Origin of the sequence: uncultured Granulicatella sp., from assembly GCF_963521425.1 — a bacterium.
Taxonomy (GTDB): Bacteria; Bacillota; Bacilli; order Lactobacillales; family Aerococcaceae; genus Granulicatella.
This window is the reverse complement of the sequence record NZ_CAUQUN010000016.1, coordinates 24,870-41,086: the sequence shown is the minus strand read 5'-3', so window position 1 is coordinate 41,086 and position 16,217 is coordinate 24,870. Positions and strand designations below refer to the sequence as shown.

15 protein-coding genes and 1 pseudogene are annotated in these 16,217 nt (G+C 32.8%); 5 read left to right on the top strand and 11 right to left on the bottom strand.

Going from position 1 to position 16,217, the window contains the following annotated elements:
• Both RWO76_RS05495 and RWO76_RS05490 read right to left on the bottom strand, forming a co-directional pair.
• Positions 1-118 (bottom strand): TetR family transcriptional regulator (locus RWO76_RS05495; RefSeq protein ID WP_314354667.1); only part of this gene is annotated, 118 nt, incomplete at its 3' end.
• A 553-nt stretch (positions 119-671) separates the two neighbouring features.
• A complete protein-coding gene (locus tag RWO76_RS05490) occupies positions 672-1,280 on the bottom strand; it encodes a superoxide dismutase (RefSeq protein ID WP_314354665.1) in 609 nt (202 codons plus the stop codon).
• 196 nt (positions 1,281-1,476) lie between these two features.
• Between RWO76_RS05490 and RWO76_RS05485 the strand changes: the two genes are divergently transcribed.
• The gene (locus RWO76_RS05485) at positions 1,477-2,808 is read left to right on the top strand and encodes a DEAD/DEAH box helicase (protein WP_314354664.1); all 1,332 of its coding nucleotides are present in this window, start codon (positions 1,477-1,479) and stop codon (positions 2,806-2,808) included.
• Between the two features lie 38 nt (positions 2,809-2,846).
• On the opposite strand, the gene RWO76_RS05480 is transcribed toward RWO76_RS05485, so the two are convergent.
• The gene (locus tag RWO76_RS05480; protein ID WP_314354663.1) at positions 2,847-3,635 is read right to left on the bottom strand and encodes a DUF1189 family protein; all 789 of its coding nucleotides are present in this window, start codon (positions 3,633-3,635) and stop codon (positions 2,847-2,849) included.
• Between the two features lie 191 nt (positions 3,636-3,826).
• On the opposite strand from RWO76_RS05480, the gene zwf reads away from it, so the two are divergent.
• Positions 3,827-5,287, top strand: a complete 1,461-nt coding sequence (gene zwf / locus RWO76_RS05475; RefSeq protein ID WP_314354662.1) for a glucose-6-phosphate dehydrogenase — start codon at positions 3,827-3,829, stop codon at positions 5,285-5,287.
• A 289-nt stretch (positions 5,288-5,576) separates the two neighbouring features.
• Here the strand turns inward: zwf and pepF are convergent, their stop codons facing one another.
• The 7 genes from pepF to trpX form a co-directional block, all read right to left on the bottom strand.
• On the bottom strand, positions 5,577-7,364 hold the full coding sequence (gene pepF / locus RWO76_RS05470; protein WP_314354661.1) for an oligoendopeptidase F: 1,788 nt from the start codon (positions 7,362-7,364) through the stop codon (positions 5,577-5,579).
• 134 nt (positions 7,365-7,498) lie between these two features.
• Positions 7,499-7,699: a cold-shock protein gene (locus RWO76_RS05465; RefSeq protein WP_006703068.1), complete on the bottom strand. Its 201-nt coding sequence runs from the start codon at positions 7,697-7,699 to the stop codon at positions 7,499-7,501.
• Positions 7,700-7,939: 240 nt separating this feature from the next.
• A complete protein-coding gene (locus RWO76_RS05460; protein WP_314354660.1) occupies positions 7,940-8,221 on the bottom strand; it encodes a hypothetical protein in 282 nt (93 codons plus the stop codon).
• Positions 8,222-8,273: 52 nt separating this feature from the next.
• A complete protein-coding gene (locus tag RWO76_RS05455) occupies positions 8,274-9,821 on the bottom strand; it encodes a ClC family H(+)/Cl(-) exchange transporter (protein WP_314354659.1) in 1,548 nt (515 codons plus the stop codon).
• A 133-nt stretch (positions 9,822-9,954) separates the two neighbouring features.
• Positions 9,955-10,740, bottom strand: coding sequence for an ATP-binding cassette domain-containing protein (locus RWO76_RS05450; protein ID WP_314354658.1), 786 nt, complete (start codon positions 10,738-10,740; stop codon positions 9,955-9,957).
• A 10-nt stretch (positions 10,741-10,750) separates the two neighbouring features.
• A complete protein-coding gene (locus tag RWO76_RS05445) occupies positions 10,751-11,641 on the bottom strand; it encodes an ABC transporter permease subunit (protein ID WP_314354657.1) in 891 nt (296 codons plus the stop codon).
• Between the two features lie 177 nt (positions 11,642-11,818).
• Positions 11,819-12,859, bottom strand: coding sequence for a tryptophan ABC transporter substrate-binding protein (gene trpX / locus RWO76_RS05440; RefSeq protein ID WP_314354656.1), 1,041 nt, complete (start codon positions 12,857-12,859; stop codon positions 11,819-11,821).
• Between the two features lie 449 nt (positions 12,860-13,308).
• Between trpX and RWO76_RS05435 the strand changes: the two genes are divergently transcribed.
• Positions 13,309-14,802 carry a flavocytochrome c gene (locus tag RWO76_RS05435; RefSeq protein WP_314354655.1) on the top strand — a complete coding sequence of 498 codons (1,494 nt, stop codon included), beginning with the start codon at positions 13,309-13,311 and terminating at the stop codon, positions 14,800-14,802.
• 35 nt (positions 14,803-14,837) lie between these two features.
• Here the strand turns inward: RWO76_RS05435 and RWO76_RS05430 are convergent.
• A pseudogene (locus RWO76_RS05430) lies at positions 14,838-14,967 on the bottom strand (FanG protein).
• A gap of 28 nt (positions 14,968-14,995) precedes the next feature.
• On the opposite strand from RWO76_RS05430, the gene RWO76_RS05425 reads away from it, so the two are divergent.
• Positions 14,996-15,610: a CadD family cadmium resistance transporter gene (locus RWO76_RS05425; RefSeq protein WP_314354654.1), complete on the top strand. Its 615-nt coding sequence runs from the start codon at positions 14,996-14,998 to the stop codon at positions 15,608-15,610.
• Between the two features lie 11 nt (positions 15,611-15,621).
• Positions 15,622-15,960: a Cd(II)/Zn(II)-sensing metalloregulatory transcriptional regulator CadX gene (gene cadX, locus RWO76_RS05420; RefSeq protein WP_314354653.1), complete on the top strand. Its 339-nt coding sequence runs from the start codon at positions 15,622-15,624 to the stop codon at positions 15,958-15,960.
• Positions 15,961-16,217: the final 257 nt, after the last annotated feature.

Here is a 16,217-nt window from a genome sequence, read left to right as displayed (position 1 = left end):
TTACTTTGTCAACAATATCCTGAGTTGTTGTATTAGTATACCCTTGCTCTATAAATAGTAGCATTGCAGCATCCATAATTTCAGCACGTCGTACTTCCGGTTCTTTCACATCTCGCATTTTATCCCTCCTATTTAAAGGGTATCACTCAACTGACACTTTGTCAATTACGTTTTCTTATTTCACTTGAATTTTGTCACGATGTACAAGAATAATCGATTTTTAGGAAAAGATTTCCCATAGTAGCTCTAGTAATAAAAGCCACATTGGCTTTTATTACGGGAAAATTCGAGACCATAGGCTCAAATTTTAGCCATGAAACCGCAGGTTTGCTGACTTCCCTAGCTACTATCCCCAGGGAAGTCTATTAAACGACATTAATACAAAATATTATTTTTAATCTTCTCTACAATGAAAAATCATGAAACCTCGCAACTCCTATGACACAAAAAAAAGACTTCCCATAGTAGCTAAAGCAATAAAAGCCAATTTGGCTTTTATTACCGGAAAATTCGAGACCAAGGCTCGAATTTTAGGCATGAGACCGAAAGGGCTGCTGCCGTCCCCAGCTACTATATCCCGGGAAGTCTATTAAAAACTTTCCTATACTAAAAAAACTCTTTAAGTCCCCACTGGAATCTCAAAGAGTTAACAAATCAATATTTCTTAAAAATTATTTTGCAGCTTCAAAACGACGAGCTACTTCATTCCAATCAACTACATTCCAAAATGCTGCAATGTAATCAGGACGACGGTTTTGGTAGTTTAAGTAATAAGCATGTTCCCAAACATCTAATCCTAAAATTGGAGTTTTACCATCTGTTAATGGGTTATCTTGGTTTGGAGTAGAAACTACTTCTAATTCACCATTTGAAACAACTAACCAAGCCCAACCTGAACCAAAACGAGTTGCAGCTGCTTGAGAGAATGCTTGTTTGAACGCATCAAAACCACCGAATTTTTTATCAATTGCTGCTGCTAATTCACCAGTAGGTTGACCCCCACCATTTGGTGAAATTACTGTCCAGAATAAGCTGTGGTTTGCATGTCCACCACCATTGTTACGAACAGCTCCACGAATATCTTCTGGTACAGATGCTAAATCTGCTACTAATTCTTCCACGCTTTTTTCAAATAAAGCTGGGTGTTTTTCTACAGCTGCGTTTAAGTTTGTTACATAAGCATTGTGGTGCTTGTCATGGTGGATTTCCATTGTTAAAGCATCCACGTGAGGTTCTAATGCAGAGAACTCATACGCTAATTTTGGTAATTCATAAGTCATAATTAATTCCTCCTATATAGTACAGTTATACGTACTGTTTGATATTTAAAGGATAACACTCTTTCATATGTAAACGCAATTTTTTTGCTTACTTTTTATGATTTTTCTATTATTTAACGGTTCTCTTTTTTAAATCCTTAAAAACTATGGTATAATAACAACGCTTCAAATTAGATTATAGAAAAGAGATGAAAACATGAAATTTACAGATTATCAATTACAACCATTTTTACAACAGGCATTAGAAAAATTATCATTTTCTACTCCAACTAAAATTCAAGAAAAAATTATTCCTCTATTATTAAAAGGAGAATCTGTGATTGGTCAATCCCAAACAGGAAGTGGAAAAAGTCACAGTTTCTTATTACCACTCATTCATAAAATTGATCCAGATAAACAAGAATTACAATTAGTCATTACCGTCCCAAGTCGTGAATTAGCTGAACAATTAGTACGAGTAACTTCTCAATTAATTGAAGAAGCTCCTACTCCTATTCTTTTAGAAAAATGTGTTGGGGGAACAGACAAGCTTCGCCAAGTTCAAAAATTACAACAAACTGCTCCTCATATTGTCATTGGAACTCCAGGACGAATTTTCGATTTAATGCGAGAAAATGCCCTACTTGTTCAAACGGCAACAATGATGGTTGTCGATGAAGCTGATATGACTTTTGACTTAGGATTTTTAGAAACCGTCGATGAAATTGCTTCTAGAATGCCGAAAGATTTACAAATGTCAGTATTTTCTGCAACAATTCCAGATAAAATTAAACCATTCCTTAAAAAATATCTTGGAAACCCAAAAATTATTCATGTAGAAAATAAACAATTAGTTTCACCAACGATTACGAATCAATTATTAGTGACGAAAACACAAAATCCATTAGAAGTATTATTTGAATTGATTACTTTAGGACATCCTTACTTAATGTTAATTTTCGTCAATACAAAACAAAAAGCTGACGAAGTTACAGCCTTTTTACGTGAGAAAAGTTTAAAAGTTGCAACCATTCATGGAGATATCCCTGCTCGTGAGCGTCGTCGTGTGATGAAGCAAATTCAACAAATGGAATATCAATATGTAGTAGCAACAGATTTAGCTGCTCGAGGGATTGATATTGAAGGAGTTTCTCATGTTATTAATTTAGAAATTCCTACTGAATTAGAATTTTTCATTCACCGTGTCGGTCGTACGGGTCGAAATGGTTTAGCAGGACAAGCGATTACTTTCTACACTCCTAACCAAGAACAAGCCATCCAAACGCTTGAAGCAAAAGGAATCTCTTTTGAAACAATGGAATTAAAAAATGGTGAATTAGTTGAAAGTTATGACCGTTCTCGCCGTGAAAAAAGAAAAAATACCCAAACTTCTGACTTAGATCCTCGCTTAAAAGGTATGATTAAAAAAGCGAAAAAACATGTCAAACCTGGATACAAGAAAAAACTAACTCATGAAATAAAACAAAAACAAAGAATTGAACGTAAAAAGCAAAATCGTCAATCTGCAAGAAAGAAAAATTCTAAATAAAGAGTAAAAACTGGAGAACTAAAAATTCTCCAGTTTTTTTATGATGGTCGATTATTTTTTAAAAATTCTCGAATTCCTAAAACCCAATTAAAGGAAGTTGCTAAAAAGATAAACTCCCCAGGTCCAATAAAACGAATTCCTAACAGATCAATGAATGTATAAATTAATACAGGTAAGACAGCTGCACCTAGAACTACTTGCCAACCAATCGGTTTTGGGAATCGAATATATACTTTCATAAATAATACAGCCATTACTTTTACTATAAAAGAAACTACCCATAGAATAATGAATAAATAAACAGTATTAAAAAGAAAATACATTACAAAAACAATGAGTAAACTTAACCAAATGTTTTGTTGGAAAGTCTTAGCAATATCTTTGAAAAATGATTTATTCATATTTTCTAACTGACTTAACTCAATTTTTTGATGATTAATATTTGTTTCTAAATAAAATCCATCTTTCAATAAGGCAAATACAGGAACTGTTGAAGAGGTTTCATTTAATAAATCTTCACTAGTTGTCTTTCCACTTTCATCAAAAACAAATATCAAACTATCTGTTTTATAAACAAATCCTTTATTTTTTTCTTGAGTGATTAATTGCTGATTTTTCACTTCAAATTCTGGTAATTGATTACTAATCTCTATTAAATCCTGCCCTAAAGAATGAAACAATGCACTCATTTGAATCATACCTGGTAACATTAATAATAGAGTTAATAAGAAAAACACACGTTTTGAAGATTTCATTGGCTTTTCAATAATTTTCCATAATTGCCTTGGATTAAAAATCGTTAACCTCAAAAATTCTTTTATTGTCATTTGATACACTCCTACAAATTGAACTATTGTGTTTAATCTAACACATTTTACTTCATACATGCAAGAAATGCCCTTTATTTCAGCACTATCTTTCATTTACAAAATTTAATTTTATTTTCAGTTTAATTATTAGACTTTTTTACCTTTATATTTTACACTGGAAAAGAAATCTGAACTAGGAGGCATTCATTATGCAAGAACAAAAAGTATTGATTACTTTTTTTGGTGCAACAGGTGATTTAGCAAGTCGTAAATTATACCCAGCACTATTTCGTTTATTTCAAAAAGGATTTATCCGCAATCATTTTGCGGTAATTGGTACAGCTCGACGCGAATGGACCGATGAACATTTTCGCGAAGTTGTTGTGAAATCTGTCCAAAGTTTAACAGAAGATGTAACTCAAGCAGAAGAATTCGCTAGTCACTTCTACTATCAAGCACATAATGTTACTGATACTCATCATTATGTTGTATTAAAAGAATTATCTGAAAAATTAGACCAACAATATGGCATCGAAGGAAACAGAATTTTCTATTTAGCAATGGCTCCTTCATTTTTTGGAACAATTACTCAACATTTAAAAGATGAATCTTTATTAACAGAGAAAGGTTATAATCGTTTAATTATTGAAAAACCATTTGGAAAAGATTATGAATCTGCTCAAATTTTAAACGAACAATTACGTCATTCTTTTGATGAAAATCAAATTTATCGTATCGACCACTATTTAGGAAAAGAAATGATTCAAAACATTACTGCTGTTCGTTTTGCAAACCGTGTATTTGAAACAATGTGGAATCGCAATCACATTGACAATGTTCAAATTACACTAGCTGAACAAGTTGGAGTTGAGGAACGTGGTGGTTATTATGAAACAAGTGGTGCTTTACGAGATATGGTTCAAAACCATATTTTACAAATTTTAGCATTAGTCGCTATGGAACCACCTCAATCATTTGAAGCAGTTCGTCAAAATAAAATTAATGTATTAGAACAATTACGTCACTATTCTCCTGAAGAAGTTTCCAAAAATTTTGTACGAGGTCAATATGGCCCTTCTTTAGATGGTAACTTACCTGGATACCGTCAAGATCAAAATGTTTCGGATGATTCTAATATGGAAACTTATGTGGCTGGTAAAGTCTTTATCGATAATGAACGTTGGAAAGATGTTCCATTTTATGTTCGTACAGGTAAGAGCTTAGATTCTAAAACAACTGTGATTGATATTGTGTTTAAAGAAGCAGATTCTCCACTATTCGAAGCCGAAACAAAAGGAAAATGCCCTTCAAATCGAATTTCTATTCATATTACTCCTAAAGAAGGCTTCTGCTTTGTTATCAATTCAAAAGCAGTTGGAAATTCATATGGATTACAAACAAGTCATTTAGAAAAAATCTTTGATAAGAATTTTGGTTTAAATAGTCCAGAAGCTTATGAACGTTTAATTTTAGACTGTATGGAAGGCGATATGACTAACTTCACGCATTGGGAAGAGGTTGCTGCATCATGGAAATTTGTGGATCGTATTCGTCAAGCATGGGATAATGAGGCATCTGTACAATTTCCTAATTATCCTGCAGGTTCATCTGGACCACAAGAAAGTTTTGACTTATTAGCTCAAGACGGACGTTGTTGGGTACAAAAATAGAGATTACAAAAAGAGTTAGAGGATGTCCTCTAACTCTTTTTTAGCTTCTAACAGAATACTGTAGTACGAACAAGAGACTCACACAGTGAGGCTACTGGCGTCCTATTACTATCCTAGTCAAGTCTCCTCTTTAACGCTCCCTCATCTATTCACGTAAATAACGAAAGACCTGACGCCGTAGTACGAGCAATAGAATCTGTACCACAGATTCTATTGCAAGAAAATTTGAGACCTTAGGCTCAAATTTTAGCCATGAGGCCGCAAGGGCTGCTGGCGTCTTAGTACTACTCTAGTCAAGTCTATTCGTTAAAAGAATCAATTCTTGTACGTATTCTCCAATTGTCTCAATTGTATTTCTCAATGGCTCATCTGTAGAAACATCTACCCCTGCAGCCTTAGCAAGCTCTTCTGCAGTTTTAGAACCACCCATTTTTAGAACTTCAACCCAATTAGTAGCTTTTTCAGGATTCTCTTGAATCATTTTAGCAACTTGAGTTCCGATTGTTAATCCTGCAGAATAAGTATAAGAATATAATCCCATATAATAATGCGGTTGTCTCATCCAAGTTAATTCCGCACCTTCTGTTAATACTACAGAATCTCCCCAGAATTGTTCCAATGTTTGACGATAAATTTGGTTTAATGTTTCTGCATCTAAATTTTTACCTTCATCGACTAATCGATACACTTCTCTTTGATAGTGTGCTTCTAATAAATGCGTCACAAAATTATGGTAATAAGTTTTACCAATTATTTGCGAAATAATCCAACGTTTCATTCTAGCATCTGTTGCATTTTGTAATAAATAATTTTCCACTAATAACTCATTAGCAGTAGATGGTGCTTCAACAAAATACATTGATGGTCTAGATAATTGAATATTTTGATGTTGATGTGCTAATTGGAAATGTCCAGCATGTCCTAATTCGTGTGCTAATGTCATCACATCATTCATACTTTCTGTAAAGAACATTAAAATAAATGAGTTTGCTCCATAAGGGGACGCACAAAATGCTCCTGTACGTTTTCCAATAGTTTCAGCATAATCAATCCATCTTTCATCAAAGGCTCTCTTCATAATAGATAGATAAGACTCACCTAATGGTTTTAACCCATCTAAAATATATGTTTTTGCTTCTTCATAGCTTACTTTTGGTGCAAAATGAGGATCTATTTCTAATTTTAAATCTTCATAACGTACTTCATCTAACTGATAAATTTTTCCAATTAACCCAGCATAGCTTCTCATAATCGGCGCTAAATGTTCCATAATTAAATCAATTTGACGATTATATAATTCTCTAGAAACTTTTTGGCGATCTAATAAATAATCAACGACTGAATCAAATCCTCTTAAAGTAGCCATTGTTTTTTCTTTTTGAACTTGAGCATTATATGCAGAAGCCGTACTATGTTCATATTTACGTAATGTATTCGAAAATACTTCAAAAGCTTTCCGTCTTACAATTGTATCTTCATCAGACTCTAAACGTTTTTCAAAGCTATTGTATGTCATTTCAAATTCTTTTCCGTCTACTTCAAAATTAGGGAATTGAATATCTTTGAATTTTATATCATTGTAGTTTTGATAAGGGAAATCTAATGTATTTCCTAATGCTGCTAATACAGATTCTACCTCTTTTGATAATAAATGTTGTTTATCTTCTAATAATCTTTCCAGATAAATACTGTTTTCCGGATTTTTGGAAGCTTCTGCTAATAAATCTTCCCCTAATTGGCTTAATTCTGGAGAGAAGAAACTTAATTTTGCATCGCATTCTGCAACTACTTTTCTAGTTTGTGCTAAACGATTTTGTGCTTCTCTATCTTTTGTATTTGCATTAACTGCTAAACTTGCATATTGAACAATCTTTCCACGTAATTCTAAAATTTCACGATAATCCGCTAAACTTTGTTGAATGGTTTCTACTGTACTTAATTGATTTTCGAATTTTTTACAAAAAACTTCTACTAATTGCTTATACAATTCAATAGATTTTTTATAATCCTCTTCTGTTTTGAATAATAATGATAAATCCCATGTTTGCTCTACTGGAACTTCTGTTCTTTCCTTCATGTTACCACCTCTTTATAGAATAGTCCTATTGTAGACCGAATTAGAAAGACTGTCAAAATTATTATTTCAACAACATACTCCTGAAACAAAAAATAGAGGCTAGGAAATTCCTAGCCTCTTCTTAAATGATAAAATTATAGTTTTACAACATTAGCTGCTTGAGGACCGCGTGCGCCTTCTTCAACTTCGAATTCAACAGCTTGACCTTCGTCTAATGATTTGTATCCTTCAGATTGGATAGCTGAAAAGTGTACGAATACGTCACTTCCGTCTTCGCGTTCGATAAATCCAAACCCTTTTTCTGCGTTAAACCATTTTACTTTACCTTGTTCCATGAACATTTTCCTCCTTGTGCCAAAAGCACGGTTATTCATATTTCTGCCTGTGGTTCAAAAAGGAGCTCTTAAAACCCATTTATATCCCTAACAAAAACACTATAGTCAGTATAGCATGATTGTAAGCCTTTTACAAGTCTATTTCCGAACAAATTTAGAAAACCTCTCAAATGATTCCTTAATAAAATAATGAAAAGAGTGAAAAAATACGAAAAATTTTCACTCTTTTCATCAAAAACGTTATGGTTTTTCAGATAATTGTTTAATTTGTTGCTCTAATTGTTCAATTTTCTTTTCTTGCTGTTGAATTTGCTCTTTTAATTGAATAAACTCTTCTCGATAAGCCTCAATTGGAGTTTTTGTCCGCTTAGATACCGTATTAAATAAATAAACGACACCAAATAATACAATGATGATGAATAATAAATAAAGCCAACTAGTATTTTTACGTGAATATTTTGCAAATGAATCTCCAAATTCCTTTAAGTCATCATTTTGTGGACTTAGGTTATGTTCAGTCATTTCCTTCTATCCCCCTTCATTTCCATTTATCATAGGAAGTATACCACAAAGTTTAAGAAAACGGTAATTCCTTGGATAATTGTGTTATTGTTTCAAATCTTTCGCCAACTAATCCTTCATCACAAACGACAATAAGGATATCTCCAGGTCGCATAATTGTATCACCACGAGTAATTTCTTCTTTTGCTCCCCTTCTGACTGTCGCAATAACAATATCTTTTGGCCAAGGAATATCACGAATCATTTTCCCAACTAGTGGACTTTCTACCATAATCGGTACTTCAAATGTAGTTCGTTTTCCTTTTCTGTCATGTGGATGTTCAGAATCTAATCGTTCCGCTAAAATTTCATAAATAGGGCCCATTTTCAAGAAATCAGCTACAATGTAAGCTGTTAATGTACAAATTCCTAATGGCATTAATTGGTTTAATCCTCCAACCATTTCTGTTACTAATAATAAAGCTGTTAAAGGTGCTTTCCCAATTGCTGAAAAATACCCTGCCATTGCAAAGAAAACAAAACTTACTCTTAAACTAGGATCTACTCCGAAAAATTGAATTAAAATTTCTGCATAGACTAATCCTAATAATGCACCTAGAGAAAGAATTGGAAGGAAAATCCCACCTGGCAATCCTGTTCCATAAGAAAGCATTGAATAAAATAAACGAAGAATAAATAAGAACGCTAAAAATTGAACGGTATGATTTTCTTGAAGCAATTCTAAAATCATTTCTCCACCTCCACCTAAGACATGGGGATTCCATAATCCTAGTGGAATAATCGCTATAAAAGCAACGATACAATAGTAATAATTAGGTATAAAAGGAAATAACTTTCCATAAATAGCTGGTAATTGTAAAGTATAATGATGATATACCCAACCAAATAATCCTAAAATAATTCCTAATACAATCACATACCCATAGTGTGTCATTGGAAATAATTGGTCATTACCTAAATTTAAAGACGGTCTTGCTCCAAAAATATTTAACGATACAAAATTCGAAACGATTGCAGCTGTTAGTGTAGTTAAAGCTACTAATGGACTAAATGTATGATGAACTTCTTCTAACACAAACATTAAACCAGCAATTGGAGCATTAAATGCTGCTGCTAATCCTGCTCCGGCACCACTTGAAATAAATATATTTTTTTGAACTCGATTACTCTTTAATCCTTCAGCTACACCTTGAGCAACAGAAGCTCCTAATTGAATAGAAGGACCCTCTCTCCCCAATAATAATCCTGAACCAATCGAAATAGATCCTGCCACAAATTTTTTCCAGCAAACAGACCACCAATTCATATCCATCTTGCCTTGTAATTGTAGTTCTACTTGAGGAATCCCGCTTCCCTTAATATCTGGATCGCTTTTTACGATTTGACCTAAAATCACTGCCATAACCATAGAAAAAATAATCCACAATGGAATCCACTGAGGAGATTCTTGTAAATAAGAATAAACAACAATCACTCCTTCTAATGTTTTTCCAAGAAATAAACGGAATAAACTAACCGTTGTTCCAACAAGTATTCCAATAATAGCACCTATTGCAATATAACTACTCTTCCCAAATTGTTTACTATTAAACAACCCCACTTTAAAACTTCCTTTCAATTTCTAATTATTTCCATTATACCAAATTCCATTAGAATAAAAACTGTAAATCTAAAATCAAATAAAATTTCAGTAAAAAAGCAGACATTTATTACAAATGTCTGCCTTTATCTTGTTAAACTTCTTGATTGAAATCTGCTTCGTCTAATTCTGCCATTAATTGATATAATTTTTCTTCTGTTAATGCATCTTTTTCTTCTTTTTCGAAAACTTGAATAATTTTTCCACGATGCATCATCATTAAACGATTTCCATATCTTAATGCATCCGATAAATTATGCGTAATCATTAAAGCTGTTAATTGTTTTTCTTCAATAATTTCCTTTGTTAGTTGCATAATTTTTCTTTGTGTTTTTGGATCCAATGCAGCAGTATGTTCATCTAGTAATAATAATTCAGGAGTTCGTAATGTTGCCATTAATAATGAAACTGCCTGTCTTTGTCCACCAGATAATAATCCAATTTCTGCATCTAATCGTTCTTCTAACCCTAATTGTAAAGGAGTTAATAATGCTTTAAATTGTTCTAATTCTTCTACTGTATATCCTTTTTTCAATCCACGTTTTAGTCCTCTTCTTAAAGCTAAAGAAAGATTTTCAGCAACTGTCATACGAGGGGCTGTTCCTTGTAATGGATTTTGATAAACACGACTAATATATTTCGCCCTTTCGTATTCAGCTGTTTGTTCAACTGCTGCTTCCCCCATATAAATATGTCCTTTATCTAATGGAAAACTTCCTGAAATAGCATTTAAAAAGGTTGATTTCCCCGCACCATTCCCCCCAACAATTGTAATAAAATCGCCTTTATGAATGGTTAAGTTAATATCAATTAATGCATCATGACTTCTATTTGTATTTGGGTAAAATGTTTTATGAACATTTTCAATTCTAATATCCATCTTCTACCTCCTATTGTACACTTTTACGGTGACTCATCTTATAAATTGCTTGTTTGATTTGTGGAATCGTTAAACAAATAGCGATTAACGCTGCAGATAATAATTTGAAATCATTTGGATCAAAAATATTTAATCGTAAAATAGATGCTTGTAATAAACGATAAATAATCGAACCAAAAATAATACAAACTAATCTTCCGACAAATGATTCATCTGCAAAAATCACTTCTCCAATAATAATGGCTGCTAAGGCAATAACAATTGTTCCTAAACCAGAGTTCACATCTGCATAACCATTATTTTGGGCTAAAACAGCTCCCGCCATTGCAATTAACGCATTCGATAACATTAAACCAAATACTGTCATTTGATTTGTGTTAATTCCAAGTGAAATGGCCATTTTTTCATTATCCCCTGTAGCAATTAATGCTTGACCGATTTCAGTTGCAAAAAAAACATACATCGCTACGATTAAAATTCCTACAAATACAACTCCGATTAAAATAATATCAAAATACTTCGGTAATTCCATTCCCTCTAAAAAACTAAAAATCGTTTTATAATTTAATAAGGATAAATTTGGACGACCCATAATTCTTAAATTCACAGATAATAACCCTGTCATTGTTAAAATTCCAGCTAATAAACTAGGTAATTTACATACAGTAATTAAAAATCCTGTGACATACCCTGCTAAGGCGCCTACAAACATCGCAATAAATGTCGCTAAAAGAGGATGTACACCATGTTGAATACACATAACACAAGTTGCTGCTCCTAACGGAAAGCTTCCTTCTGTTGTCATATCTGCAATATTTAAAATTCGAAAACTAATAAATAACCCTAATGATAAAATTCCCCAAAGTATCCCTTGAGAAATCGCTGAAATAACTAAATCCATATTTTTCTTCCTTTTCTATTAAATATATATGTATAAAAAACTTTTAAATAACTATACCCTATCTAAGCGGTATTAGCTATCATTATATGTCATTTATTTTGTAAAATCATTGAGGAAAGAGCACTTTTCTACTCTCCCTCAACAATAATGTTTAACTCTCTAGACTTTTTATTGAAATTATTTTTTAGCAGTAACTTTTTGTGCTTTTTGAGCAATATCTGCTGGAATTGTAATTCCTAATTCTTTCGCTTTTTCTTCATTTAAGTAGATGACACCTTCATTTGCTAATTTAATTGGTGTATCTGCTGGTTTAGCACCTTTTAATACTTCTACTACCATTTTAGCTGTTTCTACACCGATTTGATATTGGTCAACTCCTAAACCTAACACTCCACCGTCAGCAACCATTGTATCTGCAGATGGGAATACTGGAATTTTCTTAGCATCTGTTGCTTTTACAACTGTTGCCATTGCACTAGCAATTGTATTGTCAATTGGAACAAAGATGGCTTCTACTTGGCTTGCTAAACTTTCTGTTACTTGTTGAATATCGTTTGTATTTGCAATTGTTGCTACTTTTACTTCTAATCCTAAAGCTTTAGCATCTTCTTCTGCTTGTTTAGCTTGTTTTACTGAGTTATCTTCACTTGATGTATATAAAATACCAACTGTTTTTAATGTTGGAACAACTTGTTTCATAATTTCTAATTGTTGTTTAATTGGTGTACGATCACTAACTCCTGTAATATTGTTTCCTGGTTTTTTCTCATCTTTAATTAATCCTGCTTCTACTGGATAAGTAATCCCACCCATTACAATTGGAATATCTTTTGTAACATTTGCTAATGATAATGTTGCAGGAGTTGTAATTCCAACAATTACGTCATTTTTGTTAGAAACTAATTTTTCACTCATAGATGCTAAGTTACTTTGATCACCTTGTGCATTTTGGAAATCAATTTCTAAGTTTTTCCCTATTTCATAACCTTCTTTAGCTAATTCATCTTGAATCCCTTGATAAATTGCATCTAATGCTGGATGGCTTAATAATTGTAATACCCCTAATTTAACCTTTTTATCTTGTGTTGTTGTTTGTGCTGCTTGTTGTGTATTTGTTGCTTTTTGAGATGATTTTTGTACTGTATTGTAAATTAACGACCCTAACAATACTACTAATAATACTAATGCAAATCCTAAAATTCCTTTATTTTTTTTCATAATAAATTCCTCCAATGTAATTAAATCTTTTTTAAATGAACTCGAAAAAGAAAAAGAGACCACTTTTGGTCTCTTTATTGATACAAAAAGACCACGTAGGTTCTATTTTATTAGATCTACGTGGTCGAGTTCATTCATGTTTAAAATTCCACATAGATACAATTTCACGTCAATGAAGGTTGTATCTATATGTACAAAATGTACGTTAAGAACAACCTGTATCTAGTGGCTTTGCCAACGAGTATTTAATTGTAATACTAATACTTGGTTCATGTTCCTAACTCCTTTTCGCTTGATGTCGTTATTATGCACTGATTCAAATCAATTGTCAACAACTTTTTTTGAAATGAAATATTTCTTGTAACAATTTTGTAAAATATTGTAAATTTATGAAAATTATGGTAGGATATTTAAGGCAAAAAAATTTTTTCACAAAAAGGAGAATAGAGATGAAAAAAAGTCTTATGGCTAGTTTAGCCTTCGCCTCAGTTCTATTATTATCTGCTTGCGGAAATAGTAGTACTACAAAAACAACAAAGGAGACGACTAAAACAGAAGCTGTTGCAAGTGCATCTGCTCAAAAATATGCTGATCCTTCAACATTAAAAGACAGCTATGATGTTGTAATCGTTGGTTCTGGTGGTGCTGGTTTATCAGCTGCTATCCAAGCTAAAGAAGCTGGTAAAAACCCAGTTATCTTAGAAAAAATGGCAACAGCAGGAGGAAATACAACTAAATCTTCTGCAGGAATGAATGCCTCTCAAACTAAATTCCAAGAAGCTGAAGGTATTAAAGATTCAAACGATAAATTCTACGAGGAATCTTTAAAAGGTGGACATGGAACAAACAATCCTGAATTATTACACTACTTAGTAGACAACTCTGCTTCAGCCATTGATTGGTTAGATTCTATGGGAATTACATTAAGTAACTTAACAACTACTGGTGGTATGAGTGAAAAACGTACTCACCGTCCTGCTGATGGTTCAGCTGTAGGTGAATACTTAGTAGCTGGATTATTACGTAATGCTTCAGAACGTGAAATCCCAGTTTTCGTAAATGCTGTTGTAAACAAAGTAAACGAAAAAGATGGTAAAGTTACTGGTGTTAACGTTTCTATCGATGGCCAAGAAAAAACAATTGCTTCAAACGCTGTTGTTTTAACAACTGGTGGTTTCGGTGCAAATATGGAAATGGTAACTGAATACAAACCTGAATTAAACGGATTTGTAACAACAAACCAAAAAGGTTCAACTGGTGACGGTGTTGTATTAGCCAAAGAAATCGGCGCTGCAACTGTAGACATGGGAGAAATCCAAATCCACCCTACTGTTGAACAATCAACTTCAACATTAATTTCTGAATCAGTTCGTGGTGAAGGTGCAATCCTTGTTAACCAAGACGGTAAACGTTTCTTCAATGAAATGGAAACTCGTGATAAAGTATCTCAAGCAATTATCGGATTACCAGAAAAATATGCATACTTAATTTTAGATAATGCATTAACTGATCGCGCTAAAGCTGTTAAATTCTACGAAAAACGTGGTTTAGTAAAAACTGCTGATACTGTAGAAGGTTTAGCAAAAGAAATTGGTGTACCTGCTGAAAACTTAAAAGCAACTTTAGAAGCTTGGAACAAAGCTGTTGCTGATAAAAAAGATAGCGAATTTGGTCGTTCAACTGCTATGGATCACGACCTAACAACAGGTCCATTCCACGCAATCAAAATCGCACCCGGTATTCACCATACAATGGGTGGTTTGAAAATTAATACAAACGCTCAAGTATTAAAAGAAGACGGTTCAGTTATTAACGGATTATACGCTGCTGGTGAAGTAACTGGTGGAGTTCACGGTGCTAACCGTATTGGTGGTAACGCTGTAGCTGATATCATCATCTTCGGACGTCAAGCTGGAGCACAAGCTGCTGCTTACTTAAAATAATTGATTTACTCTATCTTTTTAGATAAATATATCATTTAGATATTGAAGTTAAGCCCTGCTATCATTTCGATGGCAGGGCTTTTTAATATTTGGTACACCAACTTCTTATCTATATCTTGGTGGAGTTGATGGTTGACATCTACAAAGTTTAATATTAAAATACATTCAAAAATATATTTGAATGAGGTGTTTTATGGTTCAAAATGTTGTTACTTCAATAATCCTGTATTCTGGGACAGCCGTAGACTTACTTATTATCCTAATGTTATTTTTTGCCAAAAGAAAAAGCAGAAAAGACATCATTAACATCTATTTAGGACAATTTCTAGGCTCTGTTAGTCTAATATTGCTAAGTTTGCTTTTTGCATTTGTCTTAAATTATATTCCTAGTAAAGAGATTTTAGGTTTACTCGGTTTGATTCCAATTTTCCTAGGTCTCAAAGTTTTGCTTTTAGGAGATTCTGATGGAGAAGCTATTGCCAAAGAAGGTTTGCGCAAAGATAATAAAAACCTGATATTTCTAGTCGCTATGATTACTTTTGCAAGTTGTGGTGCTGACAATATTGGTGTCTTTGTTCCATATTTTACTACCTTAAATTTAGCAAATTTGATAGTAGCTTTACTTACCTTTCTAGTCATGATTTATCTCTTGGTTTTTTCTGCCCAAAAATTGGCACAAGTCCCTTCTGTTGGAGAAACTTTGGAAAAATATAGCAGATGGTTTATTGCCGTTGTTTATTTAGGATTGGGGATATATATCCTGATTGAAAATAACAGTTTTGACATACTATGGACTATATTAGGCTAGGAGAAAATATTATGAAAAAAGATAGTATCTGCCAAGTGAATGTTATAAATCAACAAAATGTTACAACCGCAACGAACTACCTTGAAAAGGAAAAAGTCCAAAAATCACTTCGTATTTTATCAAAGTTTACCGATAATAAACAGATAAATATCATCTTTTATCTCCTTGCTGTTGAAGAACTCTGTGTCTGTGATATAGCCTGTTTACTAAATCTCAGTATGGCATCTACTTCCCACCATCTTCGTAAACTAGCCAATCAAAACATCTTGGGCACTAGAAGAGAGGGGAAAATTATATATTATTTTATAAAAGATGAGGAAATCAGGGATTTTTTTAATCAACTAGGATAACAACTATTTTTACTACTTTTCCATGATTCTAGGGAGCTACTCTATGAAATTTTTTGATAAAAATTACTCACAAGCAATACCTACTTGTATCAAATGTTTAAGAAAAAAGTATAATTTAAAGCAAAGTGACCCCAAAAACTTAGACTTTTTGGGGTCACTTCATAATGAGGACTTCATCATCCACTGTAATCGTAGAAATTTTCTTTGCGAATTAAATATAACACTTACACAATTCATTCAATTGTCTAATACATCTT